The sequence below is a fragment of the Glycomyces tarimensis genome (assembly GCF_054776215.1).
Genome location: NZ_BAAHCB010000019.1, coordinates 31,694 through 58,381 on the forward strand (window position 1 = coordinate 31,694; position 26,688 = coordinate 58,381).

A 26,688-nucleotide genomic window follows, 5' to 3' on the forward strand; every position below is an offset into this window, starting at 1 on the left:
CCGAGCCGCTCCGCTTGACACGACATCGATAAATGTCTATGGTATTGCCACCGTAATTTTCGGGGAAATATTCGAAATTTACCTCGGGTCATCTCGACTCGCCCAATCCACATGCGCCGGTGGGATCCTGCCGCAACCGATCACGCCCCAGCGACCGATTTGACGACCATTGAACTGTGACCGATAACATTTGCCGGTGCGCCCCGCGTTGCCCGGCTGACATCTCAGGAGAAGGAGACACCCTCACCGTGCAGTCATCACCTTTGAGCCGCCGTCGGCTCTTTCATGCCGCCGGAGCGGCCGCCGTTGCCACAGCCGCCGCACCCGGCATCGGCGGCACCGCTGCGCACGCCGTCCTCCCGCCCGCCCGATCCGAGATCGGCGTCTCGGCTCACCAGTTCGCACTCGGTGAGGTCGCCTTGACCTCGAGCCGATGGAAGGGCAGCCAGGACCGCACCCTGTCATACCTGCGCTACGTCGACGTCGACCGGCTGCTGTACAACTTCCGCTCCAACCACCGCCTGTCGACGAACGGCGCCTCCTCCAACGGCGGCTGGGACTCCCCGACCTTCCCGTTCCGCACGCACTTTCAGGGCCACTTCCTCACCGCCTGGGCCTACGCGGGGGTCGTCCTCGGCGACACCACGTGCCGCGACAAGGCGAACCACATGGTCGCCGGACTCGCCGAGTGCCAGGCGAACAACAACGCCGCCGGATTCTCCGCCGGCTACCTCTCGGGATTCCCCGAGTCCGAGTTCACCGCCCTGGAGGACCGCACGCTCTCCAACGGCAACGTGCCGTACTACTGCGTCCACAAGACCCTGGCGGGACTGCTTGATGCCTGGCGGTACCTGGAGAACACGCAGGCCCGCGACGTACTGCTGGAATTCGCCGGATGGGTCGACCGGCGCACCGGCCGACTGAGCTCGAGCCAGATGCAGGCGATGCTGGGCACCGAGTTCGGGGGCATGAACGACGTGCTGACCGACCTGTACCAGCAGACCGGCGATCAGCGGTGGCTGACGACCGCCCAGCGCTTCGACCACGCCGCCGTGTTCGACCCGCTCGCCTCGAACCAGGACCGGCTCAACGGCCTGCACGCGAACACGCAGGTGCCCAAGGCCGTCGGTGCCGCCCGCGAGTTCAAGGCCACCGGAACCGACCGGTACCGCGACATCGCACAGAACTTCTGGCGGATGGTCGTCGGCACCCACTCCTATGTCATCGGCGGCAACAGCCAGGCCGAGCACTTCAGGCCTCCGAACGCCATCGCCGCGTACCTCGAGGAGGACACCTGCGAGGGCTGCAACACCTACAACATGCTCAAGCTCACCCGCGAGCTGTGGGCGCTCGACCCGGACGACACGGCCTACTTCGACTTCTACGAACGCGCGCTGCTGGGCCACATGCTCGGCTGGCAGAACCCGGAGGACTCCCACGGGCACATCACCTACTTCACGCCGCTCAATCCAGGAGGCCGTCGCGGCGTGGGACCCGCGTGGGGCGGTGGCACCTGGAGCACCGACTACGACTCGTTCTGGTGCTGCCAGGGCACCGGCCTCGAGACGTTCACCAGGTTGATGGACTCCGTCTACGGCTTCGACGAGGCCGGCCTGTACGTCAACCTGTTCATGCCCTCGGTCCTCGACTGGAGTGACCGGGGCGTCACCGTCACGCAGGCCACCGACTACCCCGTAGGCGACACCACCACCCTGACCGTCTCCGGCGGGTCCGGCGGGGAGTGGACGCTGCGGGTGCGCATCCCCGCCTGGACCGAGGACGCGACGATCAGTGTCAACGGCCAGACCCAGGACGTCGACACGACGCCGGGGACCTATGCCTCACTCAACCGCTCCTGGAACTCGGGCGACACCGTCACCGTGCGCCTGCCGATGCGGATCGTGGCGGAGGCGACAGGCGACGACCCGAACGTCTCGGCGATCCTCTACGGCCCGACGGTCCTGTCCGGGAACTACGGGAACACGGACCTCGGGACCTTGCCGGAGCTGGAGGCCGACTCGATCGAGCGGGTCGGCGAGGACTCGCTCGCCTTCACCGCGACCGCGAACGGCTCGACGGTGCACCTCGGACCGTTCTACGACGCCCACGGCCACAACTACACCGTTTACTGGAACGCTCCCGGCACTGGCGGCGGGGCCGCGGCGTTCAAGCTGTACAACGCCAGCAGCGACCTGGTCCTCGGTGTCCAGGACATGTCCACGGCAGACGGCGCGGCCGCTTTGCAGTGGCACGACAGCGGCACCGCCGACCACCTGTGGGAGATGGTCACCGTGGGCTCGGCCTTGAAGCTGCGCAACAGCCACAGCGCCAAGGTCCTCGGTGTGCGCGACATGTCGACCGCCGACGGCGCTGCCGTCGTCCAGTGGTCCGACACCGGCACCGCCGACCACCTCTGGACGCTCGTCGACTCCGAGGACGGGACGCACCAGGTTCGGAACGGCAACAGCGGCAAGCTCCTCGCGGTACAAAACGGGTCGACTGCCGCCGGAGCGGCGGCCGTCCAGGACTCGGACAACGGCACCCGGGACAACCAGTGGCGGATCATGCCCTCCGGCGCTCGGCGCATTGTCAACGCCTACAGCGGCATGGTCCTCGGAATCCAGGGAATGTCCGAGGCCGACGGCGCGGCCGTCGTCCAGTGGTCCGACACCGGCACCGCCGACCACCTCTGGACCGCGGAACCCGCCGAAGACGGCTACTTCAAACTCCGCAACTCACACAGCGGCAAGGTCCTCGGTGTCGCGAACATGGGCACCGGCAACGGTTCCCGGGCGATCCAGTGGTCCGATACCGGCACCGCCGACCATCTCTGGCGCCTGCGCTACGGCACCGATGGGTGTTTCCGCATCCAATGCGCCAATGGCGGCAGGATGCTGGGCGTGCTGGACCGATCGAGGACCGCTGGCACCGAGATCGTCATCTGGGACGACAACGGCACCGACGACCACCTGTGGAGGTTCGTCTAGACAGCAGAGGAGATCGGCGGTCGGAGGGGAGGGCCTCTCCACCGCCGTCTCGCGTCAGTCATGTCTCGTGAACCTTTCGGTGATGTCCGCGGTGACCGGCCGTGTGACCAGCCACAGCGAGAGAGAGAACGCCCACCCGAGCAGGAGCAGCAGCGCCTCGGAACTCACGACTACGGTGGCCGTCGCGACGACGAGGAGCGAGAGGATGCCGAGGGACGACTTCCAGGAGAGGAAGAACTCCACCGCCGCGACGCGGAGCACGTCCCGGAAACGGAACGAGAAGAAGGACGTCACCACGAGCAGGTGCCCCGACCACACGGCGAGCACCACGATGAGCACGACGCACACGGGTCTCAGGATTTCGCCTCCGGCGACTCCCTCCGCGAAGAGGACGTTCACGGCGAGCACCGTCGTGAACGCGAGCACGGGAATCCACCAGGAAAGCGTGTCCCGCAGATTCAGTCGGAATCCGCGGAGCAACGGTCGCGCCGGGCTCAGGTCCGGTTCGGCCGACCATGCCCGTTGGGCGTACAAGGCCGCCGAGAGCGCGGGCGCGACCGGGAGGAGCGCGGCGATGAAGAGCACGACGTTCGAGGGTTCGGGCGACAACAGGGTCCAGAACAGCAGGGTCGGCAGACCGAAAACGGCGAGGAACAATCCCAGGACGAGGTACCGATAGACCGCGGCGGTCAGCCGGGAGAGCACCCCTGGGCCGATCTCGCCGGCGTGCTCCGTGCTCATGCTCCTCCCCTTTCGGCCAGTCCCGCCCGGTTCTCGAGCGTCGTGCCCGTACAGTGCGCGGTCCCCGTCATCCCTTGACCGAGCCCAGCATGATGCCCGACACGAAGTAGCGCTGCACGAACGGATAGACGCACAGGATCGGGATGACGGTGAGGATCATCGTCACCGCCTGGATATTCGTGGAGACCAGCGCGGTGGTCGACCCCGCGGCCGCCGCTCCTTCGGACGCCGAGGTGGAGGCTCCCGCGATGAGGTTCCTCAGGAACAGCGTGACGGGGAACAGCTCGCTCTTGTCGAGGTAGAGGAACGCCAGGAACCAGTCGTTCCAGTACTGGACCGAGTAGAAGAGCACCATCGTGGCGATCACCGCCTTCGACAGGGGCAGCACGATCCGCCCGAAGATGCCGTACCAGCCGAGCCCGTCGATCTGGGCGGCCTCCTCGATGTCCTTGGGCAGGTTCTCGAAGAATGACTTCATGACCAGGAGGTTGAACACCGAGATCGCGTTGGGCAGCACGATCGCCCACATGGTGTTCTTCATCCCGAGCGAGGAGATGAGGACGTAGTTCGGCACGAGGCCGCCGTTGAAGAACATGGTGAACACGGCGATCCCGATGAGGACGTTGCGTCCCTTGAGATGCTTCTTCGACAGGACGTACGCGTAGGTCGTGGTCAGGACCATGGCGATCGTCGTGCCCACCGCGGTGTACATGACGGTGTTGCCGTAGTTGCGCCAGAACGTGTTGTTGGACATCACCGCGGTGTAGGTGTCGACGTTGAAGCCGACGGGCCAGACGTTCACCTTGCCGGCGTTGATCGCTCCCGCCGAGCTGAACGACTGGGCGAGCACCGTGACGAACGGGTACAGCATGACCGCGCACAGGAGGACGAGCAAGGTCGCGTTGACGGCGACGAAGACGCGCCTTCCGGTCGTCTCCTTCTTCCGTCGCGGCCCGCGGTCCGCCGGCTTCGTCGAGCTTTTCGTACTCATCTCGGTTACCACAGGCTCGTCCCCACCATCCGCCGCGAGATCAGGTTCGCGGAAAGCACCATCACCAGTCCGATCAGCGCCTGGAACAGGCCGATCGCCGCCGCATAGCTGAGATTGTTCGACACGAGGCCGACCCGGTAGAGGTAGGTCGATATAACGTCGGCCGTCTCATACGTCAGCGGGTTGTACAGCAGGAGGACTTTCTCGAAGCCGACCTGGAGGAACATCCCGATATTGAGGATCAGGAGCGTGACCATCATCGGGCGGATGCCCGGCACGGTGACGTGCCAGGTCTGCCGCCAGCGGCCCGCCCCGTCGATCTTCGCCGCTTCGTACAAGGCGTCGTCGACCGTGGTGAGCGCCGCCAGGTAGAGGATGGTCCCCCAACCGACGGTCTGCCACACCTCGGACCCGACGTAGATGGCGCGGAACCACTCCGGTCGCTGCAAGAACGGGATGCTCTCGCCGCCGAATGCCTCGATGACCTGGTTGACCGTGCCCTGCAATGACAAGAGCTGCATGAGCATGCCGACGATGATGACGACCGACAGGAAGTGCGGCAGATAGGAGATCGACTGCACGATCCTCTTGAAGTACTTCTTTCGCACCTCGTTCAGCATGAGTGCCAGCACGATCGGGAGCGGGAAGCCGACCACGAGGGTCAGTCCTCCCAGGATCGCCGTGTTCGCGAACACGTGCCAGAACGTCGGGTCGTTGATGAACAGCTCGATGTAGCGGAGGCCGACCCACTCGTCGCCGAAGATGCTTCCGCCGGGCCGGAACCTTCGGAACGCGATGATGTTTCCGACCATGGGGCCGTACTTGAAGATCGCGAGGAAGATCAGGGGCAGTACGGCGAGACTGTACAGCTGCCAGTCACGCCGCAACGCCTCTCGCCAGGTCTGGCGCTTGCGCTTGGACAGCCGGCGCGGTCCTGTCGGCGGCGGCGCCGCGGCGCGTTCGGTCATGTCCGATGCGGCACCGTCGGTCGGTTCGCCGGTGACCGGCTGCGGGGGTTTCTCGTCTTGTGTAAGGGGCATGTCCACTCCCTCCCGTCCGCGTCGTCGGGGCGCGAGGGCGCCCCGACCGCGGATCAGGAGTTCTCCTCCTCGAAGCGCTCGCGCGCGCCGTTGATGAGGTCGACGTAGTCCGCGAGGCCCTGGGATTCGAGCTCGGACACGTAGTCGTCCCACTCGGCGATGTCGCGTTCGCCCAGGATGAACTTCAAGGTGTTCGTGTCGACCGTGTCCTGGAGCGGCGTGGCCAGGAGCGACGCCCGTTCGAGTTCCATCTCGTCGAGCGGAGCGGGCGGGTACGGATCGCGCGGCGTGCGCGTCGAGAGCACGGTGTCCATGTACGCCACGAAAGACTCGGTGTTGTACGACTCCTTGAGTGCTCGCGACTCGGTCGAATCGGCGAACACGTTGTTCGACCAGCCGAGATCCTCCTGGATGTCGGTCGCTCCCTCCAGATTGATGTTGAAGGCCTTGAGGGAGTACTCCGGCTTGAGCTCGATATTGCCGTCGGCGTCCTTCGTGTACGTCTCGTCGAGCACGCCCCAACGGAGCAGTTCGCGGGCTTCGGGGTTGTAGTAGAGCCAGTCGAGGAACTGCAGGGTGGCGAGGAAGTTCTCGGACTCGGCGACCTCGGAGTTCAGCATGAACCCGTTCCAGAAGTTGCGCGGTTCGACCACCTGGCCGGCCGGGCCTCCGGGCGGGGCGATCTGGAGGACCTCGAAGTTGCCCTCGCCGACCGTCTCGTTCAAGGCCTGCTGGAACTCGATCGCGGTGCCGGCCGAACCCGATGCCGCGAACACGGTCTCGTTCGCGAACTTCTCGGCCACGCTCCCGCCGCCGCTTCCGTCGTTGGACGCCGTGAACGACTCCGTGTCGACGAGGCCGTCTTCCACGAGGCCGCGGAAGAACTCGACCATCTCCTTGTAGCCGGCGGATACGGCGGTGTACTCGAGGTTCCCGCTGCCGTCGTCGACCATGCCGTTGCCGAAGCCCCATCCGGCCCGAGCACCGAAGGCGTGCGAGGCGAAGTTCAGCAGCGAGGCGGATTCGAATCCGTCGGCGAGGGGCTTGGAGTCGGGATACTCCTGCTTGATCTTCAGGAGTGCCTCGCGCATGTCTTCCCAGGTCTCCGGCACGCCCGCGCCGACGGCATCGAACACGTCCTTGCGAATGACGAGTGTGAAGACGGGCACCGACACCTCTTGCAGGCCGGGCAGCATGTAGTACTTGCCGTCGGCCTGTTTGAGGTTCTCGATCATCTCAGCGAGGTCCCACTCTTCCACGTACTTCTGGAAGTTCGGCATGTGCTCGACGTAGTCGCTGATCGGCAGGAGCGCGCCCGAGGAGACGAACGAGGTCTCGTCACCGGTGTAGATCAGTGGGATGACCGTGGGGGCGTCGCCCGCGCTGATGAGCAAGCTCCTCTTTTCCTCCACGTCGCTGAACGGAACGTTGGTGAGCTCGAACTTCACGTTCGTGCGCTTCTCCAGCTCGTCGAAGAACTGCCACGAGTCCTTGATCGGGAGCTCGGGCCAGTCCGTCCACAATAGCGACAGTGTGAACGCCTCTGTCGCGGTGAACTGCATGTCCGCGGTGAAGTCGTCCATCGCGCCCTTCGACTGCTGGTCGACGTCCACCTCGCCGCCGTCGTCGTCGCTGCTACACGACGCGAGCGCGATGGCGCTCGACACGGCGGCCGAGATGCCGAAGAATTTGCGACGGCTCGCCTGGAGGGGCTTATGCCCGAATACTTCCGACATGACGTTTCTCCTGGGGATTGGGGGGTTATCGCTCGAAAATCCGACATATGTGTACGATCACATGATCGCTTCTGTCGAAATTTTCGGGCCTCGTTCCGATAATTTCCAGAGCCTAGTGGCCCGGGAGATTGATGTCAATGAGTCCCCGCGGGAAACTGACGCATCACTTTGAGCGAGCACCAATCGCCGATACTCGCTGCCGTAGAGCCGGAGCGACACTGACCTGCCAGGGATTGGACGAAAGATTCCGCAGGCGGTGGCGTTTTCGTCGCGTCCAGGATCGGCTCGCAGAGCGAGGGCGCGGGGCGCCGCTCAGCCGGTTCCCATCCCTTCGACCTCCGGCCAACGTGCCGCGATCACCCTATATGCGGTACGGTAATTTCCGGAACTGTCCGGAAACTTTGCTCTCGAGGTCGATCGGAGCACGACAACGCACCTCACTCGGAGCTCGCTGGGTCGCGGTCCGTCTGTTACCGTGCGCCGGTAGGCCGTCGCGTCGCGCGCGACGTCGGTGCGCCGCCTCACCCGGTGAGGAGATTCGAAAGTGGGATCTGATGGTCGACGCTGTGCCGGCCGGTGACGGATCGCGATGGACCGAAATCGACGAGGAGTCCCGATGAAACGACCGAACGCGCTGATCGTCCGAGGCGGTTGGGAGGGACACGCGCCGGTCGAAGCGACGGAGTTGTTTCTTCCCTTCCTCGAGGACAACGGCTACACCGTCCGCATCGAAGCATCCCCGGCCGCGTACGCCGAGGACCTCGGCGCGGTCGACTTGATCGTCCAGTGCGTCACCATGTCCGAGATAACCGAACCGCAGCTCGACGGCCTGCGGAACGCGGTCGCGGCGGGAACGGGACTCATCGGCTGGCACGGCGGGATCGCGGACTCATACCGCTCCTCCTCCGACTACCTCCAGCTCATCGGCGGGCAGTTCGCTTGCCACCCTGCCAAAGAGCCCGAACTGCGCACCGGCGCCCAGGCGGACTACTACCTGCCGCACACCGTGGAGATATCCGACCTCGGCCGAGAGCACCCGATCACCCGCGGCATCGACGCCTTCGAACTGCACACCGAGCAGTACTGGGTGCTGCACGACGACTTGATCGACATCCTCGCGACGACCACGCACCCCACCCGGCCCTGGCACCAGTGGCACCGGCCGATCGTGTCGCCGGCCGTCTGGACGCGACAATGGGGCGCCGGACGCATCGTCGTCGCGACACCGGGCCACAGCGTCGACATCCTTCGCCACGAAAGCGTCCGCATCATCATCGAGAGAGGCATGCTATGGGCGACCCGTACGGTATCGGCATAGTCGGACTGGGTGCGATCTCGTCCCAATACCTGGCGACGATCGCGGCGCACCCGCTCATCAAGATCGTCGCCGTCGCCGACCTGAACGTGACCCGGGCGGTCGATGTCGCCGCCGAGATCGGAGCGGAGGCGGTCACGGTCGACGAACTCGTCAACGACCCCAGAGTGGACACCGTCCTCAACCTCACGATCCCCGCGTCGCACGCCGACGTCGCCATGCGCGCGCTTGCGGCCGGGAAACACGTCTACGGCGAGAAGCCGCTGGCGGCGAGCCTCGACGATGCCGAGCGCGTGGTCGAAGCAGCGAGCGACGCGGGCCTGGCGCTCGGCTGCGCTCCCGACACCGTCCTCGGCACGGGAATCCAGACGGCCAGAGCCGCCGTCGACTCCGGACGCATCGGAACGCCCACATCCGCGACCGCCACCATGGTCGTTCCAGGGCACGAGCTTTGGCACCCGAATCCCGACTTCTACTACACCGACGGCGGCGGACCACTATTCGACATGGGACCGTACTACGTCACGTCCCTAGTGCACCTGCTCGGCCCGGTCGTCTCGGTCTCCGGCGCCACGAGCCGGTCCCGCGATGTGCGCACGATTCGCACCGGCCCACGTGCCGGGGAACAAGTGCCGGTCACCATCGACACCCACGTGACCGGCATCCTCCAGCATGCGGGCGGCGCGATGAGCACGGTCCTGATGAGTTTCGACGGGGTCGCCACGGCGGCGCCGCCGATCGAAGTCCACGGCACCGAGGGGTCACTCGCGATCCCCGACCCGAACCGCTTCGAAGGGGACGTGACGCTTCGCCCCCTCGGCCGCGACCAGAGCGTTACGCTCCCGGTGAGCGCCGGTTACGCGGACGCCGGTCGCGGCATCGGCCTCGTCGACATGCTGCTCGCCGACTCGGACCACCCGGCCCGGGCGAACGGTGCCCTCGCGCTCCACATCCTCGAAGTGATGACCGCAGTGCTTCGGTCGGCGGCCGTCGGCCGACGCCTCCCCGTGGTCACCTCCGGCGAACGCCCGAGCATCGTCCCACTGACCGACCGAACCATCTGGAACAGCTAGCCCGACTCCATGCGGAGGCGGGAGGCGGCGTTGATCCATACAAGCGGAGGCGCGCGGCTCGGTCACGCCGATCTGGAGCGACTGCACGTGGCCGATCTGGGTCCGCTTGCGGACCGGCTCGTTCACGGTGCTCGAGAACGTCGCCAGCGGCGCAGTCTCGGCCCGAGTATCTGAGCGTTGCATGATGTGCCCTCGACCCCTGGATGGCTCCTTCCACGATAGGCACTGTCCGAGGCGGTTCCTCCACAATCGTCTTGCGGTGGCGCCGAGGCGCGGTCACGGCAGGCGCATCAGCTCGACCATCGTGGAGGCGTAGTCCCCCGGTTCGAGGTCCAGGTCGAGACCGTGCGCGGCGAGGACCGCGCCGTGGTGGACGCGGCCGGTTCGCTCGTCGCGGTAGCGGGCGCCGGATTCGAGGCCGGCGAGCTTCACCAGCGGGTCGCGGTAGCCCAGGCGGCGCGAGCGGCGCCAGGCCAGGACCACGGTCTCGTCGCCGCGGCTGTACTGCGCGCCACGGATCTCGCCGACGCGGAGCGGACGCCTCCTGCCGAGTTGGACGGTCTCGCGGATGCGCTTGTAGTCGGCGACCAACTCGGCGCCGCGCCGGGACTCGGCCTCTGTCCACTCGAGCAGGTCGCCGCCGACCGCGAGGGCCCCCGCCATCGCCACGCGAAAGCGGAAGTCCAGCGGTACCTCCCTGCGGGTGAACGGGTTCGGCGAGTCGGTGACCCAAGCGCCCATCACCCGGGCCGGGTACACCTGGGCGAAGCCCTCCTGGATCTCGATCCGGTCGACCGCGTCGGTGTTGTCCGAGGTCCACACCTGGTCGGTGCGGCGGAGGATGCCGAAGTCGACCCTTCCGCCACCCGAGGCGCAGGACTCGATGCGCAGATTCGGGTGGTCGGCCCTGAGCCGGTCGATGATCCGGTACAGGTTCCTGGTGTGATCGAACCAGAGCCGGTCGGGGTCCTCGGCGCCGGGCCACCCCGCCTCGCTGAACGGCCGGTTCATGTCCCATTTGAGGAAGTCGATCTCGTCGCCGGCCAGCAGTTCGTCGAGCCGGCCGTGCATCCACTCGGCCACATCGGACCGGGCCAGGTTGAGCACCAGCTGGTTGCGCATCTCGCTGCGCCGCCGGTGCGGCTGGTGGTACACCCAGTCGGGCCGACGCCGGTACAGCTCCGAGTCGGGGTTGACCATCTCGGGCTCGACCCAGAGCCCGAACCGCATGCCGAGATCGTGGACCCGTTTGATCAGCGGCCCGAGCCCGTCGGGGAAGCGGTCGGGATTCGGATGCCAGTCGCCGAGGCCCGCGCGATCGTGCACCCGTGAGCCGAACCAGCCGTCGTCCATCACGAACAGCTCGCAGCCCATCGCCGCGGCGCGCTCGGCGAGCGCGGCCTGGCCGTCGGCCGAGATGTCGAACTCGGTGGCCTCCCAGGAGTTGTAGAGGACCGGCCGGACCTCCTCGGGATGCGGGAGGACGTGCCGGAGGGCGTAGTCGTGCCAGGCCGCGGCCGAGGCGGCGAAGCCGTCGGGGACGTAGAGGCCGGCGGCCACCGGGGTCTCGAGCGTCTCCCCGGGCGCGAGCGCGACCGAGACCGGGTCGTGTCCGAAGCCCACCGAGACCGCCACGCGGTCGGTCGGCGCCCGCTCCGCGGTCAGCCGCCAGGTGCCGCTCCAGGCCAGCGCGGTGGACCAGACCTCGCCGCGCGTCTGGTCGGCCGTGCCGTCGTCGACGGCGACCCACGGGTTGGCCTGGTGGCTGGTGTGGCCGCGCCGCGACCCGAGGTGGGTCTCGCCGTACGGCAGGAAGGTGCGGTTGAGCCGGGTCTCGGCGCCCCATTCGCCGAACAGCTGGGTGAGCCGGTAGTCCTCGCGTTCGGGCACGACCCAGGTGGCCGAGTCGGCCCGGATCACCTCGATCGGCTCGTCGCTCCGGTTGCGCAGCGCCGTGGACCGTTCGATCACATCGGTGTCCGCGTGGGTGCGGTAGGTCGTACGGACCTCCAGTCCGTAGTGGGCGTCGGTGAACACGAGGGTGAGCTCCCGCTCGGTCTCGACCGCCTCGGTGAAGGCCAGTTCGAGGTCGCGGGTGCCGTCGACGAACTGGACCTGCAGGCCGTTGGCGCCGTACCTGAACGCCGATGCCGGGGTCAGGTCCAGGACGGCGTCGCGCCCGTCGGTGACCGACCGGTGCACTGCTCGGGGCGACTCCAGGAGCGAGTCGGCCTGCGCCTTTGTCAACTTCGTGCCCCAGTGGAGCCCCCGGAGTCCGTCGTCGGGGTCGAGGACCACGACGTAGGTGGTGTTCGGGGTGTTGACGGCCCAGAGTCGGGAGTCGAGCGCTGGCATGCGCTTTCCTTTCACATTGGGTGTTCGGGCGGAAGCCCGCCCCGAGGTGGCGGGGCGGGCTTCCTTCGTTCGGCGGCTATGGGTTCAGCGGTGCGACTTCGAAGCGGTCGAAGTCGGCGGTGCGCCCTTCGCGGTCACCGATGTCGGTGTACAGGCCGGGATTGCCGATCTCGATGGTGTTGGTGCCCGCCTCGAGGTCGACGATGAGCGGGTAGGACCAGAAGTCGTTCCAGCTCCAGGTGCCGCGCATGGGCACCGTGCGGATCACCTCGCCGTTGACGGTGAATTCGGCGTAGCGGGAGATGATGTCGGTGTTGTAGGCGTGGCCTCCGGTGCGCTCGTCGTTGGAGTAGTGGACGAACAGCATGTGGGGACCGGCCTGGTCGGCCTGGACGGTGATGGTCGCGGTGTTGCCTTCGCCGCCGCCGACGCCGGTGATGGTCTCGCCGTCGGTTGCCCACTCGTTGTCGGTCAAGCTCGCCGTTCCGGACAGCTCCGCGTCGGCCGCGGCGGTCTCGGTGAAGCCGTTCGTGTCGCCGTCGCCGGTGAGGGTGAGGCCGTGCACGTTCAGGCGCTTGGCGTCGCCGGCGTCGATCGCGATGCGGTTGACGCCGTGGTGGAGGGCCAGGACCTGCTCATCGGCGAGGTCGAGTTCGGCGTCCTCGCCATGCGGGCCGAGGACGGTCAGGCCGCCCGTGCCCTTGCCCTTGCCGTCGGCATCGACGGTCACGTTGTAGTAGCCGTCGGCGGGGGCGTAGACGTCGAAGACCACCCTGGCGTCACCCGATACGGTGACGCCTTCCTTCTTGCCGTAGTCGAATTCGACCTCGCCTTCGGTGCGGGCGAGCACGGCCGGATACGTGTGCTCGTGGATCTCGGACGGTGTCAGGTCGATCTTGTCGAGTCCGGCCTCGCCGTAAGCGGTGCCGGCCTCGGGGTCGGACTTGGCCAGCGCGATGGTGTTCGCGCCCGCTTCGAGTTCGATCTGGACGGTGACCTGGCCTCGCGCGGCCCATTGCATGGTCGAGGGGTAGGTGACGGTGGTCGCCTCGCCGCCGTTCACGGTGAGGAACTGCTCGGTCGGGGAGCCGCCCTCGGGCAGGCCGCGCCCGTAGGTGTTGCCGTAGGTGATGGTGAGATCGTAGTTTCCGGCCTCCGGCACCTCGACGTCGTGCTCGATGCGGCTGTCGGCCTGGTTCAGCGAGCCGACGGACTGGCCGCTGGAGGCGGGGAATCCGTTGCCGTTGGCGACGCCGCCCTCGTCGTAGACGACGCCGGCGGTGATCCGGGCGTCCTCGGACTCCCAGGTGCCGCTCCAGGGGGCCTCGACCGGGTCGACCTCGCCCTTGCCCGGGGTCAGGGTGATCCAGTACGCGGACATCGAGTCCAGGTTCCGGAGGTCGATGGTCGCTTCGCCGTGCTTGGGACGCAGCGCGATCTGGTCGACGACCTGCGGCGGTCCCGAGGAGCCCTCGTTGGCGGTCCAGCCAATCTCATGGACGGTGGCGGTGACCTTGCTGCCGAGGTCGAGGCCTTCGAGGTCGACTGCGGCCTCACCGTCGGCGCCGCCGAGGAGGACGTGCGCCTGTTCCTTGGACTCGTCGAACGTGGCGATGCCTTGAAGGGTGTCGATCTCATTCTCCTGGGGCGGCGTCACCTCGGCGGTCTGGCCGGTCATCCTCGAGTAGGCGTGGAGGAACCACCAGCCGCCGTTGGGGACGTTGGTCTGCGGCGCGTTGCCGGAGAAGCCGCCGGCCGCGGTCCAGTAGGCCATGTCCGCGTAGGCGTCGGTGTCCTCGAACATCGATGCCCACTGCACCATCTGGCCCGGCACGCCGAAGTCGCGGTTGTTGCCGTACTCGTTGATGTTGATCGGCCGGGGCTCGATGCCGAGCTCGGCTTCGAGTGCGCGGTAGGTGTCGAAGTGGTCCTGGTAGTACTGGAGCGAGTTCGGGGAGAGCTCGTGCCAGGTGATGACGTCGGGCACGGTGCCGGCCTCGGCGGTGTGCTCCATGAAGTCGCGCATGAACCGGGCGTCGTAGTGGGATTCGTTGGGTCCGGCGAGAGGGGTGTCGGGCGCGATCTCCTTGAGGTGCCTGTAGACGAGGTCCCAGTCGTGGAGGAAGCGCTCCACGGTGCCCTCGTAGTCCTCGCCCCGGTTGTACCAGATCCAGTTGGGCTCGTTGAACGGCACGTATACGAGGCGGTCGGCGTGCTCATCGGATTCCATGAGCGGCACGATCTGGTCGATCTCGGCGAGGTAGGCCTCGATGCCGTCGTTCTGGTAGGGCCAGTCGGGGTACCAGTCCTGCAGGTTGATGTACGCGTCGCCCTCGTCGTGCCGGGCGAGGGTCTCCAGCACCGCGCTCGCGTCCCCGTTGGGGTGCTGGGTGCCGAGGGTGGGTTTGCCCGCCATGGTGGGGATCTTCAGTGGGTCGATGAGGTTGTCGCCGGGTACGCCGGCGTCGGAGATGCCGTAGAGGGAGCCGATGGCGCCGTGCGTCGGTTCGCCGGTCAGGGTGCCGAAGTCCACGGTCAGGGTTGGCGCCTCCTGGGCGATGGCCGACGGTGCGGCGGTCAGGCTGCCGAGCAGACCGATCGCGGCCGCGGCCGTGAGGCCGCTTCGTAGATGGGATTTCATGGCTTTCCTTTCGGTGTGGATCGTCGGTCCGCGGGACCGGTCGTCTCTCGGACGATCAGTTCCGGGGACCGCCAGGTGGGGCGGGGTTGCCCGCCGCCTTCGAGCTTCTGCCGCAGCAGCTCGAAGGCTCCCCTTCCCACGCCTCTGAAGTCGAGGTCGACGGTGGTCAGGGGCGGCACGTGGTAAGCCGCCAGCGGGCTGTCGTCGAAGCCGATGACGCTCAGGTCGCCGGGGACGGTGCGGCCGGTCCGGTGCGCGGCGTACAGGACGCCGAAGGCGAGGTCGTCGTTGCCGCAGAGGATCGCGGTGACGTCGGGGTCGGCGACCAGCTCGAGCGCGGCCTCGTACGCCGAGCCGACGGTCCATCCGGAGTGGACGACCGGTGGCGGCTCGATCCCGGCCTCGTCCAGCGCGGCGGTCCAACCGGCTTGGCGGCTGGCCCTGGAGGGGATGGCGAGGTAGTGGACGGTTCGGTGGCCCATGTCGAGCAGGTACTTCGTCGCCCGTGCGGCGACGGTGCGGTCGTCGAGCGAGACGAGCCAGTCTGCGCCGTCCAACTCGATGCCGAGGTGCTCGCCGCCGGTGGCGACGGTGGCGTGCGCCTGGGTCTTCTGCAGCGCCTGCATGGCTCGGGTGGTGGTCTCGTCGTGGGCGATGACGATCGCGGGGGCGCCGTCGTGCGGGAGCCGGGACAGGATGTCGTCCTCGCTGTAGGTCTGCTCGGGGTCGAGGACCGAGATCAGGACGGTGAACCCGGCGGCCCGTGCGGCGTCCTCGACGCCGCGGAGGGTCTCGGCCGTCCCGTACAGGGAGGTGTCGGTGGTGAGGACGGTGACCGACCGGACGGCGCCGCCGGCGAGGGTGCGCGCCGAGCGGTTGGGCCGGTAGCCCAGCTCGGCGATCGCGGCGTTGACCTTGGCGCGAGTCGCGTCCGCGACCTGGGGCGAATCGTTGATCACCCGCGAGACGGTCTGGTGCGACACCCCCGCCAGCTTCGCGACGTCGAAGATGCTGACGGCTCTGGATTCGGCTGCGCTCATGTCGGTCGGTCACCTTTCCATTCGTGTTGCGGCTATTCGGCGTTGGCGATCTCGACGACCGCCTCGGCCGCGGCCTGGGCGTCCTTCTGCCCGAGCCAGACCTGATTGAACTCGTCGAGCGCGGCCGTGGAGAAGGCGGCGTCGCTCATCGAGAGCGGGTAGCCGATGGTGGTGCCCTCGGCGGCGGTCTGGAATCCGCTGACGTCGACGCCCTGGCCGCTCCAGTATTCGGCGAACACGTCGTTCAGCGATGACACGCCCGGCCACACCGACCCCATCTCGGCGGCGATGCGCTGCGCTTCCTGCGAGCCGAGGAACTCGACCAGCTCCCACGCCTCCTCGGGGTGGTCGGTGCCGGCGTAGATCGCGTTGGACAGGCCGTTGATGACCGAGCCCGAGCCAGCGGGGCCCGAGGGGTTGTCGGCCACGGCCCAGGTGCCCGGTTCGAGGCCGTCGCGGTAGAAGCCGAGCATCCAGGAACCGTCCATCACGGTGGCGGCGTTGCCGGCCACCATCTGCTCGGCGGCCTCGCCGCCGTTGGGCGGATTGGTCACCTCGGCCGGGACGGCGACGCCCCACCTGTTGTACAGGTCGGCGGTGAACTGGATCGCCTCGACGCATTCAGGCGAGTCGATCGTGTACTCGCCCCACGGCTCGGACTGCAGTTCGCAGCCGTTCTGGACGGCGAAGTTCCACCAGTCGGTCTGCCCGGTCGCGGAGGTCTGCGCGATCCCGTACTGCACCACGTTGTCAGGGTCGAAGTCGGGCGAAAGGGCGTTGTTGCCGTTCCCGTCGAGCGTGAGCTTCTGGAGGAACTCGACGAAGGTGCCGCCGTCGACCGGGTTCCACTCCAGGTCGTCGAGTGTGGCCGGGTCGATGCCCGCGGCTTCGAGCATGTCGGTCCGGTAGACCAGCGCGATCGAGTCCCAGTCCTTCGGCAGTCCGTACTGCTCGTCCTCGAACTGCCAGGAGTCGTAGAGGTTCGCCGGGTAGATCGAGGTGTCGACGCCGTCCTCTTCGACCTGGTCGGTGATCGGCAGCAGGACGCCCGAGTCGGCGTAGGTCGGGAAGCGGGAGACGTGGTTCCAGAACACGTCCGGCGCGCTCTCGCCCGCGAACTGGGTGTCGAGGCCGGCCCAGTAGTCGTCCCAGGGGTTCTGCTCGAGCTCGACGGTGATATCGGGGTGCTCCTTGTTGAAGGCCTCGATCATCGCCTCGAGCGCGGGGCGCTGATTGTCGTCCCAGAAGGCGTACCGGAGCGTGACGTCTCCGTCGCCGCTCTCGTCGCCGCAGGCTGCCAGCCCGAGCGGTGCCGTGATCGCGGCGGCGGCCAGTGCCGCCAAGCGCGTCTTGTTCATCGTTGTGCCTTTCTCATCGAGAGGTTGTCGTTCACGGCCGTGGGTCACTTCATGCCGCTGAGGGCGATGGAGCGGACGATGTGCCGTTGGAAGGTCAGGAAGACCACCACCAGCGGGAGGAGTGCCATCGCCGAGGCCGCGAGCACCAGGTGGTACTCCTGGTTGAACTGGCTCTGCATCTGCGCGATGCCGCGCGTGATGACTCTTGTGGACTCGGAGTGCGTGATGATCAGCGGCCACAGCAGGTTGTTCCAGGTGTTGACGAAGCTGATGATCGCCAGGGTCCCGAGGATGGGCTTGGCCATGGGGATCATGACCCGCCACAGGATCGTGAAGGTTCCGGCGCCGTCGATGCGGGCGGCGTGCTCGATGGACTCGGGGATGGTCTTGAAGTACTGGCGCACCAGGAACACGCCGTAGGGCATGAGGAAGCCGAACACGAACGGGAGGATCAGCCCGAGGTGCGTGTCGACCAGGCCCAGCTCGCGCACGATGATGAACGTCGGCACCAGCGTGACGATCTGGGGGACCATCAAGGTGGCGATGTAGGCCCAGAACAGCAGGTCCCGTCCGGGGAATTCCAGCCTCGCGAAGGCGTAGGCGGCGAGGGTGGAGAACACCAGCTGGCCGATGGTCACCGCCACGGCCACGATCATCGAGTTGACCACGAACGTGGCGAAGTCGTAGCGGCTCCACACGTCGGCGAAGTTCGACAGGATCGGGTGCTCCGGGAGCGCCCAGGGCTCGGAGGTGAGGATCTCCTGCTTGGACTTGAAGGCGGCGTTCAAGGTCAGCAGGTACGGAGCGAGCGAGACCGCGGCTCCCGCGACGAGCAGGAGGTAGAGGAGGATCTTCTTGACCACGGTCGGCTCCTAGCTGAAGTCGTAGAGGGTGCGCTTGCGGAAGAACAGGACCTGCAGCAGCGTGATCGCGGCGATGATCGCGAACAGGATCACCGCGAGCATCGAGGCGTATCCGGCACTGCGCTGGGTGAACGACTCCAGATAGATCTGGTAGTTGAGGGTCGCGGTGGCCCCGGCCGGGCCGCCTGCGGTCATGACGTGGATGGTGTCGAAGACCTGGAACGAGCCGATGACGCTGGTGATGAGCACGAAGAGCATCGCGGGCCGCAGCAGCGGCAGGGTGATCTTGAAGAACTGGTAGGGCTTCGAGGCGCCGTCGACGTTGGCGGCCTCGTAGAGCTGGCTCGGTATGGCTTGGAGCCCGGCGAGGAAGAACAGCATGGTGTAGCCGGTGTACTGCCAGACATTGACCGAGGCGATCACCGGCATGGCCCAGGTCGAGTCGGTCAACCAGGCGGCGCCGTCGATCCCGATCGCGGCCAGGAAGCGATTCAGCGCCCCGTTCACCGGGTCGAAGACCCACCTCCAGATGACGCCCAGTGCGACCGGCATCGCCATCCACGGCAGCACGTAGATCACCCTGAACGCATTGCGGGCCTTGATCTTCGCGTTCACGGCCAACGCCAGCAGCAGGGCGAGGACTGTCTGGATCGGGATGTTGAGCAGCACATAGTAGAAGGTGTTGCCGATCGCCTGCATCGCGCGCTCGTCGCCACTGAGCTCTCGGTAGTTCTCCAGGCCCACGAACTCGGGGTCGGACAGGAAGTTCCACTCGTAGAAGCTCAGGACGACGACCACCACGATGGGTGTGATGAGGAAGAGCGCGAAGCCGATGATGCTCGGCGCGAGCATCCCGTAGGCCTCGGGGGCGGTGCGCCACCGCCTCCGTCGGGCCGTGAGCCGCCCCGACTCGTGAGCGCTCACAGTGCGAGGCTCGGTGTCGTGAAGGGTCTGCATGATTCCCAGCTGATCGGTAGTGACTGGATCGACAGAGACAGATGTTAGCGCTCACGATCATGATCCGTCAACCTCTGTTCGGAGAAAACCTCGGACCCCTTCCAGGAGTGGCCTCTCGTCATTCCATACGTCGCCCTCAGGCTTTCCATGGGTCTCGCGTCTACCCCTTGACTGAGAAATTCGGTGTGAACGAGCATCATGTCCTGTTAGCGCTCACTTTCTAACCGTATCGCCTCGAACGAAGACTCTCGCTCCTCTGCCACGTCGGGTGCCGCGTTCGGCGCTAGACATCGGTATATGCACACAGCCCGATCGGCCTGTGATCGCTGACAGCCACTAGAACGAATCAGGCGCATGCCTTCGGGCCAGCCGGGTTTGGCGGCCAGGGCGGTGAGTTCGGCTACCCAGTAGCCGTGCTGGACTTCGCCGTCAGTGCGCGCTCGGCCGAGGAGGCCGCGCTCGCTGCCTTGCCTGAGACCGCTGCTGGCAGGGGACCGATCAAGAGGGTGCGCGGGCGGATCGTGCTCGCGGTCGATGTGACCGCATGGCTGCGCCCGGATGCGAACTGCTCATGGGCGACCACTGCACGGTGAACCCGTACACCGCGATCTACGGGCACGGCGGCGTGCAGATCGGCAACCAGGTCCGGATCGCGACCCACGTGGTCATCGTTCCCGCCAACCATGTCTTCAGCGATCCAGACCAGCCGATCCATCAGCAGGGAGTGACGAGCGAGGGCATCACCATCGAGGATGACGTCCCTCTCGGACGCCTTGGGTCACCGGCTGCACCCTCCTTCTTCGCGACTGCGGTGATGACGGTCGCCTATATCGATCACGACCCACCACCCTCCGCACACGGCGGCACCGGTGCGAGCGTTACGCCTTGCGCAGCAGGGCGTTGCATTCGCGCTGGAGGTCCTGGTCGGCCCACATCGCGTGCTGGGGGGCGGCGTTGGAGCAGATGATCGAGCCCCAGGCGCCGACGCGGACGGAGTGGGCGACGGCGTCGCGGCAGATCTGGGCGCCTACCGGGCCTTCCTCGAAACGGCAGTCGCGGGGCGTGTAGCCGACCCAGCCTTCGCCGAAGACCAGCGGGACGTCCATGCGGGCGGCGTGGTCGGCGGCCACGTCGATCCAGTCGCGCAGTTGCGCGGCCATCGCGAGGCGGTGCGCGCCGTAGCGGTCGTAGAGCCAGCGGTCGACCTTCTCCGGGTCGCACCAGTCGTGCACGTAGATCTCGGTGTGCCCCACGATGGAGGCGTGCCGCTTCCATTCCGACTCGGCGGGAGGGGCCCAATCGGCGAGGCGCGGCGCGCCCGGGCGCAGCAGTTCGGCGTCGGCGCGGTCCTGTGGGAAGTCCTCGGGGTCGCCGCGGAGTGCGAACTCCCGCACCAGGTCGTCGAGGACGCCGTAGACGTACGGGTGGAAGGCCAGCGCGGTCGCGTTGCGCGGCAGGCCGCGCATCGAAGCGACCGGGACGTGGGCGTAGTTGGGGGCGCACGGGATCTCGGGGTGGCGGATGAGGAACGCCTCGATCCCGGCTTCGAGGCGGCCCTGGAGTTCGACCACCGGGTCCTCGTCGCCGGGGAGCCCGGCGGTGAGGTGCCCGGCCTGGACCTCGTTGTGCGGCTCAACGAGCGCGATCGTGTGGTCGAGGCCGTGCGCGGCGAGGAGGTCGACGAGGTCGGCCATGGCCTCGCCGAGCACGGTCAACCGCTCCTCGGGGTCGACGGTGTGCAGTGCGTCGTACCAGTCGCGGGTCTGGGCGAAGGCCGGGCTCTGCTGGTACTCCCAGGAGGAGGCGATCACCGCGACGCCGTGGCGGTCGGCGGCGCGGAAGAAGTCGAGCAGGTGGGCTTTCGCGTCGATCAGGGTGGGCTGCTCGACGTCGTACCAGCGGACGCGGGAGGCGTAGCCGCCGCCGATCGGGCCGAGTCGCAGGGCGGTGGTGTCGAGGCCGGATTTGAAGAGCAGGAACGGCATCGCGCAGATGCGGACCGCGTTGTAGCCGAGGTCCACGGCCCGGGCGAACGCGGCGTCGAGGTCTTCGAAGGGCTCGCCGGGGCCGGTGCGCACGTACCAGGAGAAGTCCCAGAGCGTGATGGCGAGGCGGTCGGGATGGCGGGAGTTCACTGCGGCTCCTTCTGTTGCGGTCATGACTTCACCGCCCCGGCGGTGAGGCCGGAGACGAGCTGCTTGCGCAGCAGGACGAACACGGCTATGGCGGGGATCGCCGCGAGGACGGAGCCGGCCAGCACCAGGTCGTACTGGCGGCCTTCGGCGCCGAACAGCGCCTGGAGTCCGAGCGGGACGGTGTAGTACTCCGGTTCGGAGACGATGACGAGCGGCCACAGCAGGTTGTTGTAGGCGCCGAGGAAGCTCCACACGGCCAGCGCGCCCAGGGCGGGCCGTAGGAGCGGGAGGACGACGGTCCAGAAGATGCGGAACTCCGAGCAGCCGTCGATGCGGGCGGCGTCGAGGATCTCGTCGGGGATGGACTGCTCGATGTACTGGCGCATCATGAAGATCCCGAAGGCCGGGGCGACCCAGGGCACGATGAGGGCGAACAGCGGATGCGCGAGCCCGAGTTTGGCGACGAGGATGAACAGCGGGACCACGATGGCCGCGAAGGGGATCGCGAGCGAGGAGAACATGACGTCGAACAGGAGGCGCTTGCCTTTGAATTCGTACTTGGCGAAGCCGTAGCCGGCGAGCGAGCACAGGAACACGACGGCGATGGTGCTGGCGAGGGCGACGCCGGTGCTCATGAGCATCCACCGCCAGAACGGCTGCTCGGCCAGGAGCCGCGTGTAGTTGTCCAGGGTCGCGGGGTCGGGCCAGAGTTCGGGCGGGAACGAGAAGATCTCGCTGCGGTGTTTGAACGAGGACGACAGGGCCCATATCAGCGGCGCGAGGTAGATCGCGACCAGCAGGAGCAGGGTGGCGTAGAGGGCGATGCGGCCGGGGCGCGCCGGTCGCCGGGGCGTCTTGTCCGGTGTGCGTGATGCGTCGGTGCGGGTGGCGGTGGCGTTCATCGGGTCCTCCCCACGCCCATGGCGCTGGAACTGGCGCGCCCGAGCGCGAAGACGATGACGAACATGACCACGCCCGCGGCGGCGGCGTAGCCGAGTTCTTGTCGCTGGAATGCGGCGCGGTAGACGAACATCGAGACTGAGAGGGTCGATTCGCCGGGTCCGCCCTGGGTGAGCAGGAACGGCTCCTCGAAGATCTGCGCGGTGTTCACGAGCATGATCACGGCGATGAACGCGGTGATCGGTTTGAGCTGCGGCAGCGTGACGGAGAAGAACCGGCGTACCGGTCCGGCGCCGTCGACTTCGGCCGCTTCATAGAGTTCTTCGGCACGGACTGCATGCCGGCGAGGAAGAAGATCGTGAGGTAGCCGGTCCAGCGCCAGAGCACGAGGACCACCACGACCACCCGCGCCCAGAACGGGTCGGTCAGCCAGGAGACCCCTCCGAAGCCGAAGAGGGCTTCGAGCACGGCGTTGAACAGGCCGTACTCGCCGTCGAAGATCAACCCGAAGACGAGCGCGATGATGATCGGCGACAGGACGACCGGCATGAAGTAGGTGAGCCGGAAGAAGTCGCGGAGCTTGAGGCCGCGGGTGTTGAGCGCCTGGGCGATCAGGAGCGAGGCCGGGAGCACGACGGCGAGCGCGAACACGGTGTAGATCGCGGTGTTGCCCAGGGCCGCGCCGAAGCTGGGGTCCTGGAACAGGCGCGTGTAGTTGTCGAGGCCGATGTACTCGGGTGAGCCGAGTCCGGCCCAGTCGGTGAGACTCAGGTACGCTCCCGCGATGACGGGCACGAGCATGAACAGGGCGAAGAGGATGAAGAACGGCGAGATGAAGGCGTAGGGCGCCCAGCGGGCTCCGTTCCGCGGTCGTCGTGCGGCGGTTGCGGCGCTCATGCCGGTGCCTGCCTTTCGTAGGCGCGCAGTCCTTCACGCAGGGCCGCTTCGGGGTCGGCCTCGCTGTTGATCGCGCGCAGGAGGGGTCCGCCGAGGCTGTCGCGCAGGACGGACGCGCCGGCGGCCTGGTAGAAGATCGGCATGTCGTTGGCCCCGGCCCCGTAGACCTCGAACACCCGCTGGTCTCCCAGGAAGGGATCGGTGATCTCCTGGAAGTCGGGGGTGTCGTAGAGGTCGACGAGGGTCGGCAGGTACGCCCCGGCGCCGTAGCGGGCGAGCTGCCCCTCGGGAGTGAGGTAGGCGCGTTCGAGGAAGTCGACCGCGGCGTCGGTCTCGGCCTGGTCCTTGACGATGCCGAACGCGGTGCCGCCCATGGTGGAGGCGATGTGCCCGCCCCCGGCGAACGCCGGGATGGTCCGGGCCCGCCACAGCCCGGCCTGGTCGGGCACGTTCGCTTCGAGCCCGTAGACCTTGTACCAGTTGGGCATGACGGTGCCGATGAGCGTGGAGTCCTTGAGCGCGGCCGCGGCCGCTCCCCCGTAGGGGTCGGCGATCGACAGCAGCGCGCCGGAGCGCACCCCTTCGGCCATGAGCTCGAGGACCTCGATCGACTCGTCGGACAGGACCGTCAACTCCCCGTCGGCGTCGTAGAGGTTCCCGCCGCGCTGGAGCAGCATCTGCGTGAAGCCGTTGACGATCGATCCGTTGTCGCCGTTGGCGACCATGCCGATGGCCTGGCCCGTCCCCGCGGCGACCTCGGCGCCGATCTCCAGCAGTTCCTCCCAGGTCGCGATGTCCTCGGGGATGCCGTACTCGGCGAACTGGTCCGCCCGGTAGAACATGACCGAGACTGAGTTGTCCGACTCGATCGCGTAGACGCTGCCGTCGACGGTGTAGGGCTGCGTCTTGAGCAGGCGGTCCCCCAGCGGCTCCGTCAGTGCCGTGAGGTCGACGAGGAGGTTCTCGGCGATGTCCGCGCGCATGAGCCGCGGGAACTGGTCGATGACCAGTCCGGTCATGTTCGGCAGCGGGCGCCCGGCGACGGCCTGGTTGATCAGGCGCGAGACGATGTCGGGCGGCGCGATCGAGGTGACGTCCACGGTGTAAGTCCACGCGCTGTCGCCGACGAGCGCGGCATCGCCGGCGGCCCCGGTGAAGTAGGTGGCGTATCCGGGGTCGTGCGTCCACATTTTCAGATCGACCGCCCCGGAGGCGAGCGCCGAGCCCTCATCGGCGGCGGTGCAACCCGTCAGGGCCCCCGCCCCCAGACCGGCGAGCCCGGCGATCCGCAGCAGTCGCCTTCGGTCGAGTGTCATGACGGCTCCTTCGATGCGCGGAGCCGGGCCTTGCTGACCCGGATCACGGTGGCGGAGGTGATCGCGACGCCGTCTTCGATGCCGCGCACGGACGGGTCGACCCAGACGCCGGTCTCGCGTCGCCAGGGAAGCAGTTCGAGGCGGACGCCGTGCTCGGCGACGGCTTCGCGGTGCGCGGTGAGGTCGATGTCCCAGGAGCGGCCGTGCCAGAAGTGGTCGGACACGAGCCGGTCGCCGATGTGGGCGCGTCCGGCGTCGCCGGTCCATTCCAGACGGAGGATGGTCCGGTCGGCGTCGAGCGCTTCGGCAGGGACATCGATGTGGACGGTCGCCGCACCGGAGTAGTCGTCGGGGGCGCTGAGGCGGTTCATGGGGCCGCCGCGCCGCGGTTCGGGCGCGGGACCGTGAATGGGCGGGGCCTCGAGGACGAGCGGGAGGGGACCGGTGTTGTGGAGGCCGATGGTCCAGGACCGCCAGAGACCTCGTGCACGAGGCGATTCGAGGTCGGCGCCGTCGGCTTCGAGGCCCTCGGGCGCGGGGAGGATCGCGACGGTCGCCTGCTCGTGCTCGGACTGGACGACGAGGTCGCCGCCGTCGGCCCAGACCGGCGCGTCGGCGAGGACGAGGCGTTCGTGCCCGGCCAGGTCGAGCTTGTAAAGGCGGTTCGTGCTCGCTTCGTCGAGGACTAGGAGGCGAACGCCCGGAAGTTCGATGACGCAGTCCGGGCCCGGCTCGGCGGGCAGGTCGACGGCGGTGCCATCGCCGAGGACGATCTCGACCGGGATCGCCTCGGTCGCGGCGAGGACCACGATGTCGCCCTCGTCATCGCTGATGCGGGTCAGCAGTTGCGCTGTGGCGCTTCGCAATTCGAGGTCCGGCGTGAGCGCGTACCGCAGCGGCCACACCACGGAGAGCCCGGCCGGGACGTCCACCGGCGCACTCGGGACGGTGACCGTCCCGTCTTCGAAGTGGACGGTGAACTGGACCTGGTCCTGTGATGCCAAGGGCCGCTTGGGCGGCTGGTAGGTGGTGAGGAAGAGGTAACCGCTGCGCCCGTCGGAGCGGACGGCCCAGCGCAGCTCGTCGCGGTCCTCGCTGCCACCGCCGACATTGGCGGCCATCACGACGACGCGGTGGCCTTCCTCGCGCAGCCACAGGTGCTGGCGGCGCAGGAGGTGGTGGTGGGCGCGTATCTGGCCGTGCTCGCCGATCGGCGCGTAGAAGTCGTAACTCAGCGCCGGCACGTCATTGGGGTAGCCGGTGGCGTGCGATTCCTGCTCGGTCCCCAGGGGTCCGGTGCGTTGGGTACCGCCGGCGTACATGTAGTAGCCCTGCCAGGCCGAGCCCGAGCCGATCTTGGCGAGTGCCAGGTTGGCGACGTCTTCAGGCGAGACGAGGGGCCTGCGGTGGTAGGCCACGTGCATGCCGCCGCCGAGTTCACAGGTGGCGAACGGCAGCCGGTCATCGGCTCCGGCGGTGTCGGAGACGGGGGCGGTGATGCCGTCCAGGGCTTCGCGGAGATCGGCGCCGACGCTCAGGTCGTCGCGGACTTCTGAGTAGCGGTAGTGAAAGGGCGCGAACTCGGCCCACTCGACGGTCTCGTCCTCCCAGAAGCCCTCGGAGTAGGCGCTGTACAGCGGCAGCAGTGTGTCCGGGACCTGCGCGCCGCCCCAGCCGGTCGCCGTCCAGATCGGCACCCGGAGGCCCGTCTCCTCGGCGATCTCGCGCAACGTGGCGAGGTGGTCGGGCTGGTCGTACAGCTCGTTGTCGACCTGCGCGCCGATGATCGGACCGCCTTCGGCGTGAGTGAGGCCGTCGAGCTGGGCGATGATCTGGGCGTACAGCGGGCGGATCAGGGCGAGGTAGTCCGGGTCGTTCGTGCGGGTCCGCAGGCCGCGTTCGAGCAGCCAGTCGGGGAAGCCGCCGTTGCGGTATTCGCCGTGGGCCCAGGGGCCGATGCGGACGATCACGTCGAGGCCGTGGCTGGCGGCGAGCTCGATGAAGGCGCGCAGGTCGCGGTTGCCGGACCAGTCGAAGCGGCCGGGTTCGGGCTCGTGTGCGGCCCAGAACACGTAGGTGGCGACGGAGTCGAGGCCGCCGGCGCGGGCGTGGCCGAGGACCTCGTTCCAGCGGTCGCGGGGTAGGCGCGAGTAGTGGATCTCGCCGGTGATCGGGAACCAAGGGCGGGCCGCGCGCTCGAGCCAGCGGCTGGTCACCTCGATCCGATCGGGGACGCCTTCGGGCTCGCCGTAGGGCAGGTGGGCCCGCAGCGGCGGCGGTGCAGCGCTGACGTGCAGCTCACGGGCAGGCGTGCGGTCGTTCATGGCGCTCCTTTGCGCATGG

18 protein-coding genes and 2 pseudogenes are annotated in these 26,688 nt (G+C 67.6%); 5 read left to right on the plus strand and 15 right to left on the minus strand.

Annotation, left to right across the window (positions count from 1 at the left end; all coding sequences use genetic code 11):
- Positions 1–248: 248 nt before the first annotated feature.
- Positions 249–2,678 (plus strand): annotated as a pseudogene (locus ACYVK3_RS14190) (beta-L-arabinofuranosidase domain-containing protein); the annotation flags it as partial.
- A gap of 18 nt (positions 2,679–2,696) precedes the next feature.
- Positions 2,697–2,987, plus strand: a pseudogene (locus ACYVK3_RS14195) (RICIN domain-containing protein); the annotation flags it as partial.
- Between the two features lie 54 nt (positions 2,988–3,041).
- Here the strand turns inward: ACYVK3_RS14195 and ACYVK3_RS14200 are convergent.
- From ACYVK3_RS14200 to ACYVK3_RS14215, 4 genes are all read right to left on the minus strand, one after another.
- On the minus strand, positions 3,042–3,728 hold the full coding sequence (locus ACYVK3_RS14200; protein WP_460497981.1) for a hypothetical protein: 687 nt from the start codon (positions 3,726–3,728) through the stop codon (positions 3,042–3,044).
- Between the two features lie 67 nt (positions 3,729–3,795).
- Positions 3,796–4,719: a carbohydrate ABC transporter permease gene (locus tag ACYVK3_RS14205; RefSeq protein WP_460497982.1), complete on the minus strand. Its 924-nt coding sequence runs from the start codon at positions 4,717–4,719 to the stop codon at positions 3,796–3,798.
- Between the two features lie 5 nt (positions 4,720–4,724).
- The gene (locus tag ACYVK3_RS14210; RefSeq protein ID WP_460498074.1) at positions 4,725–5,687 is read right to left on the minus strand and encodes an ABC transporter permease; all 963 of its coding nucleotides are present in this window, start codon (positions 5,685–5,687) and stop codon (positions 4,725–4,727) included.
- 125 nt (positions 5,688–5,812) lie between these two features.
- Positions 5,813–7,495 (minus strand): ABC transporter substrate-binding protein, encoded by a 1,683-nt coding sequence (locus ACYVK3_RS14215; protein WP_460497983.1) that lies wholly within the window; start codon positions 7,493–7,495, stop codon positions 5,813–5,815.
- A gap of 616 nt (positions 7,496–8,111) precedes the next feature.
- Between ACYVK3_RS14215 and ACYVK3_RS14220 the strand changes: the two genes are divergently transcribed.
- Together ACYVK3_RS14220 and ACYVK3_RS14225 are read left to right on the plus strand one after the other, a co-directional pair.
- On the plus strand, positions 8,112–8,813 hold the full coding sequence (locus tag ACYVK3_RS14220) for a ThuA domain-containing protein (RefSeq protein ID WP_460497984.1): 702 nt from the start codon (positions 8,112–8,114) through the stop codon (positions 8,811–8,813).
- Positions 8,786–9,883: a Gfo/Idh/MocA family protein gene (locus ACYVK3_RS14225; protein WP_460497985.1), complete on the plus strand. Its 1,098-nt coding sequence runs from the start codon at positions 8,786–8,788 to the stop codon at positions 9,881–9,883. The genes ACYVK3_RS14220 and ACYVK3_RS14225 overlap by 28 nt, the downstream gene beginning before the upstream one ends.
- A gap of 276 nt (positions 9,884–10,159) precedes the next feature.
- Here the strand turns inward: ACYVK3_RS14225 and ACYVK3_RS14230 are convergent, their stop codons facing one another.
- From ACYVK3_RS14230 to ACYVK3_RS14255, 6 genes are all read right to left on the minus strand, one after another.
- A complete protein-coding gene (locus ACYVK3_RS14230; RefSeq protein WP_460497986.1) occupies positions 10,160–12,238 on the minus strand; it encodes an alpha-galactosidase in 2,079 nt (692 codons plus the stop codon).
- Positions 12,239–12,314: 76 nt separating this feature from the next.
- Complete coding sequence (locus ACYVK3_RS14235) at positions 12,315–14,879, minus strand: CBM35 domain-containing protein (RefSeq protein ID WP_460497987.1); 2,565 nt, start codon at positions 14,877–14,879, stop codon at positions 12,315–12,317.
- Positions 14,876–15,919, minus strand: a complete 1,044-nt coding sequence (locus ACYVK3_RS14240) for a LacI family DNA-binding transcriptional regulator (RefSeq protein WP_460497989.1) — start codon at positions 15,917–15,919, stop codon at positions 14,876–14,878. Before ACYVK3_RS14240 ends, ACYVK3_RS14235 begins: the two co-directional genes overlap by 4 nt.
- Before the next feature lie 32 nt (positions 15,920–15,951).
- Positions 15,952–17,277, minus strand: a complete 1,326-nt coding sequence (locus tag ACYVK3_RS14245; protein WP_460497991.1) for an ABC transporter substrate-binding protein — start codon at positions 17,275–17,277, stop codon at positions 15,952–15,954.
- Positions 17,278–17,321: 44 nt separating this feature from the next.
- Positions 17,322–18,140 (minus strand): carbohydrate ABC transporter permease, encoded by an 819-nt coding sequence (locus ACYVK3_RS14250; protein ID WP_460497992.1) that lies wholly within the window; start codon positions 18,138–18,140, stop codon positions 17,322–17,324.
- A 9-nt stretch (positions 18,141–18,149) separates the two neighbouring features.
- A complete protein-coding gene (locus ACYVK3_RS14255) occupies positions 18,150–19,064 on the minus strand; it encodes a carbohydrate ABC transporter permease (RefSeq protein ID WP_460497993.1) in 915 nt (304 codons plus the stop codon).
- Between the two features lie 446 nt (positions 19,065–19,510).
- Between ACYVK3_RS14255 and ACYVK3_RS14260 the strand changes: the two genes are divergently transcribed.
- Positions 19,511–19,690 (plus strand): hypothetical protein, encoded by a 180-nt coding sequence (locus ACYVK3_RS14260; RefSeq protein ID WP_460497994.1) that lies wholly within the window; start codon positions 19,511–19,513, stop codon positions 19,688–19,690.
- 285 nt (positions 19,691–19,975) lie between these two features.
- On the opposite strand, the gene ACYVK3_RS14265 is transcribed toward ACYVK3_RS14260, so the two are convergent.
- From ACYVK3_RS14265 to ACYVK3_RS14285, 5 genes are read right to left on the minus strand one after another with little or no spacing between them, the layout of a single operon-like run.
- Positions 19,976–21,232 carry a cellulase-like family protein gene (locus ACYVK3_RS14265; RefSeq protein WP_460497995.1) on the minus strand — a complete coding sequence of 419 codons (1,257 nt, stop codon included), beginning with the start codon at positions 21,230–21,232 and terminating at the stop codon, positions 19,976–19,978.
- Between the two features lie 20 nt (positions 21,233–21,252).
- A complete protein-coding gene (locus ACYVK3_RS14270; RefSeq protein ID WP_460497996.1) occupies positions 21,253–22,134 on the minus strand; it encodes a carbohydrate ABC transporter permease in 882 nt (293 codons plus the stop codon).
- Entirely contained in the window at positions 22,131–23,066 is a 936-nt protein-coding gene (locus ACYVK3_RS14275) for a carbohydrate ABC transporter permease (protein WP_460498075.1), read from the minus strand. The genes ACYVK3_RS14270 and ACYVK3_RS14275 overlap by 4 nt, the downstream gene beginning before the upstream one ends.
- A complete protein-coding gene (locus ACYVK3_RS14280) occupies positions 23,026–24,345 on the minus strand; it encodes an ABC transporter substrate-binding protein (protein WP_460497997.1) in 1,320 nt (439 codons plus the stop codon). The genes ACYVK3_RS14275 and ACYVK3_RS14280 overlap by 41 nt, the downstream gene beginning before the upstream one ends.
- Positions 24,342–26,669, minus strand: a complete 2,328-nt coding sequence (locus ACYVK3_RS14285; RefSeq protein WP_460497998.1) for an alpha-amylase family protein — start codon at positions 26,667–26,669, stop codon at positions 24,342–24,344. The genes ACYVK3_RS14280 and ACYVK3_RS14285 overlap by 4 nt, the downstream gene beginning before the upstream one ends.
- Positions 26,670–26,688: the final 19 nt, after the last annotated feature.

Bases quoted from the DNA above. Each gene is read 5' to 3' on its own strand.
- ACYVK3_RS14225 (WP_460497985.1), top strand. From the start codon at position 8,786: ATGGGCGACCCGTACGGTATCGGCATAGTCGGACTGGGTGCGATCTCG.
- ACYVK3_RS14220 (WP_460497984.1), top strand. From the start codon at position 8,112: ATGAAACGACCGAACGCGCTGATCGTCCGAGGCGGTTGGGAGGGACAC.
- ACYVK3_RS14280 (WP_460497997.1), bottom strand. From the start codon at position 24,345: ATGACACTCGACCGAAGGCGACTGCTGCGGATCGCCGGGCTCGCCGGT.
- ACYVK3_RS14215 (WP_460497983.1), bottom strand. From the start codon at position 7,495: ATGTCGGAAGTATTCGGGCATAAGCCCCTCCAGGCGAGCCGTCGCAAA.
- ACYVK3_RS14245 (WP_460497991.1), bottom strand. From the start codon at position 17,277: ATGAACAAGACGCGCTTGGCGGCACTGGCCGCCGCCGCGATCACGGCA.
- ACYVK3_RS14200 (WP_460497981.1), bottom strand. From the start codon at position 3,728: ATGAGCACGGAGCACGCCGGCGAGATCGGCCCAGGGGTGCTCTCCCGG.
- ACYVK3_RS14210 (WP_460498074.1), bottom strand. From the start codon at position 5,687: ATGACCGAACGCGCCGCGGCGCCGCCGCCGACAGGACCGCGCCGGCTG.
- ACYVK3_RS14285 (WP_460497998.1), bottom strand. From the start codon at position 26,669: ATGAACGACCGCACGCCTGCCCGTGAGCTGCACGTCAGCGCTGCACCG.
- ACYVK3_RS14270 (WP_460497996.1), bottom strand. From the start codon at position 22,134: ATGAACGCCACCGCCACCCGCACCGACGCATCACGCACACCGGACAAG.
- ACYVK3_RS14235 (WP_460497987.1), bottom strand. From the start codon at position 14,879: ATGAAATCCCATCTACGAAGCGGCCTCACGGCCGCGGCCGCGATCGGT.
- ACYVK3_RS14230 (WP_460497986.1), bottom strand. From the start codon at position 12,238: ATGCCAGCGCTCGACTCCCGACTCTGGGCCGTCAACACCCCGAACACC.
- ACYVK3_RS14240 (WP_460497989.1), bottom strand. From the start codon at position 15,919: ATGAGCGCAGCCGAATCCAGAGCCGTCAGCATCTTCGACGTCGCGAAG.
- ACYVK3_RS14205 (WP_460497982.1), bottom strand. From the start codon at position 4,719: ATGAGTACGAAAAGCTCGACGAAGCCGGCGGACCGCGGGCCGCGACGG.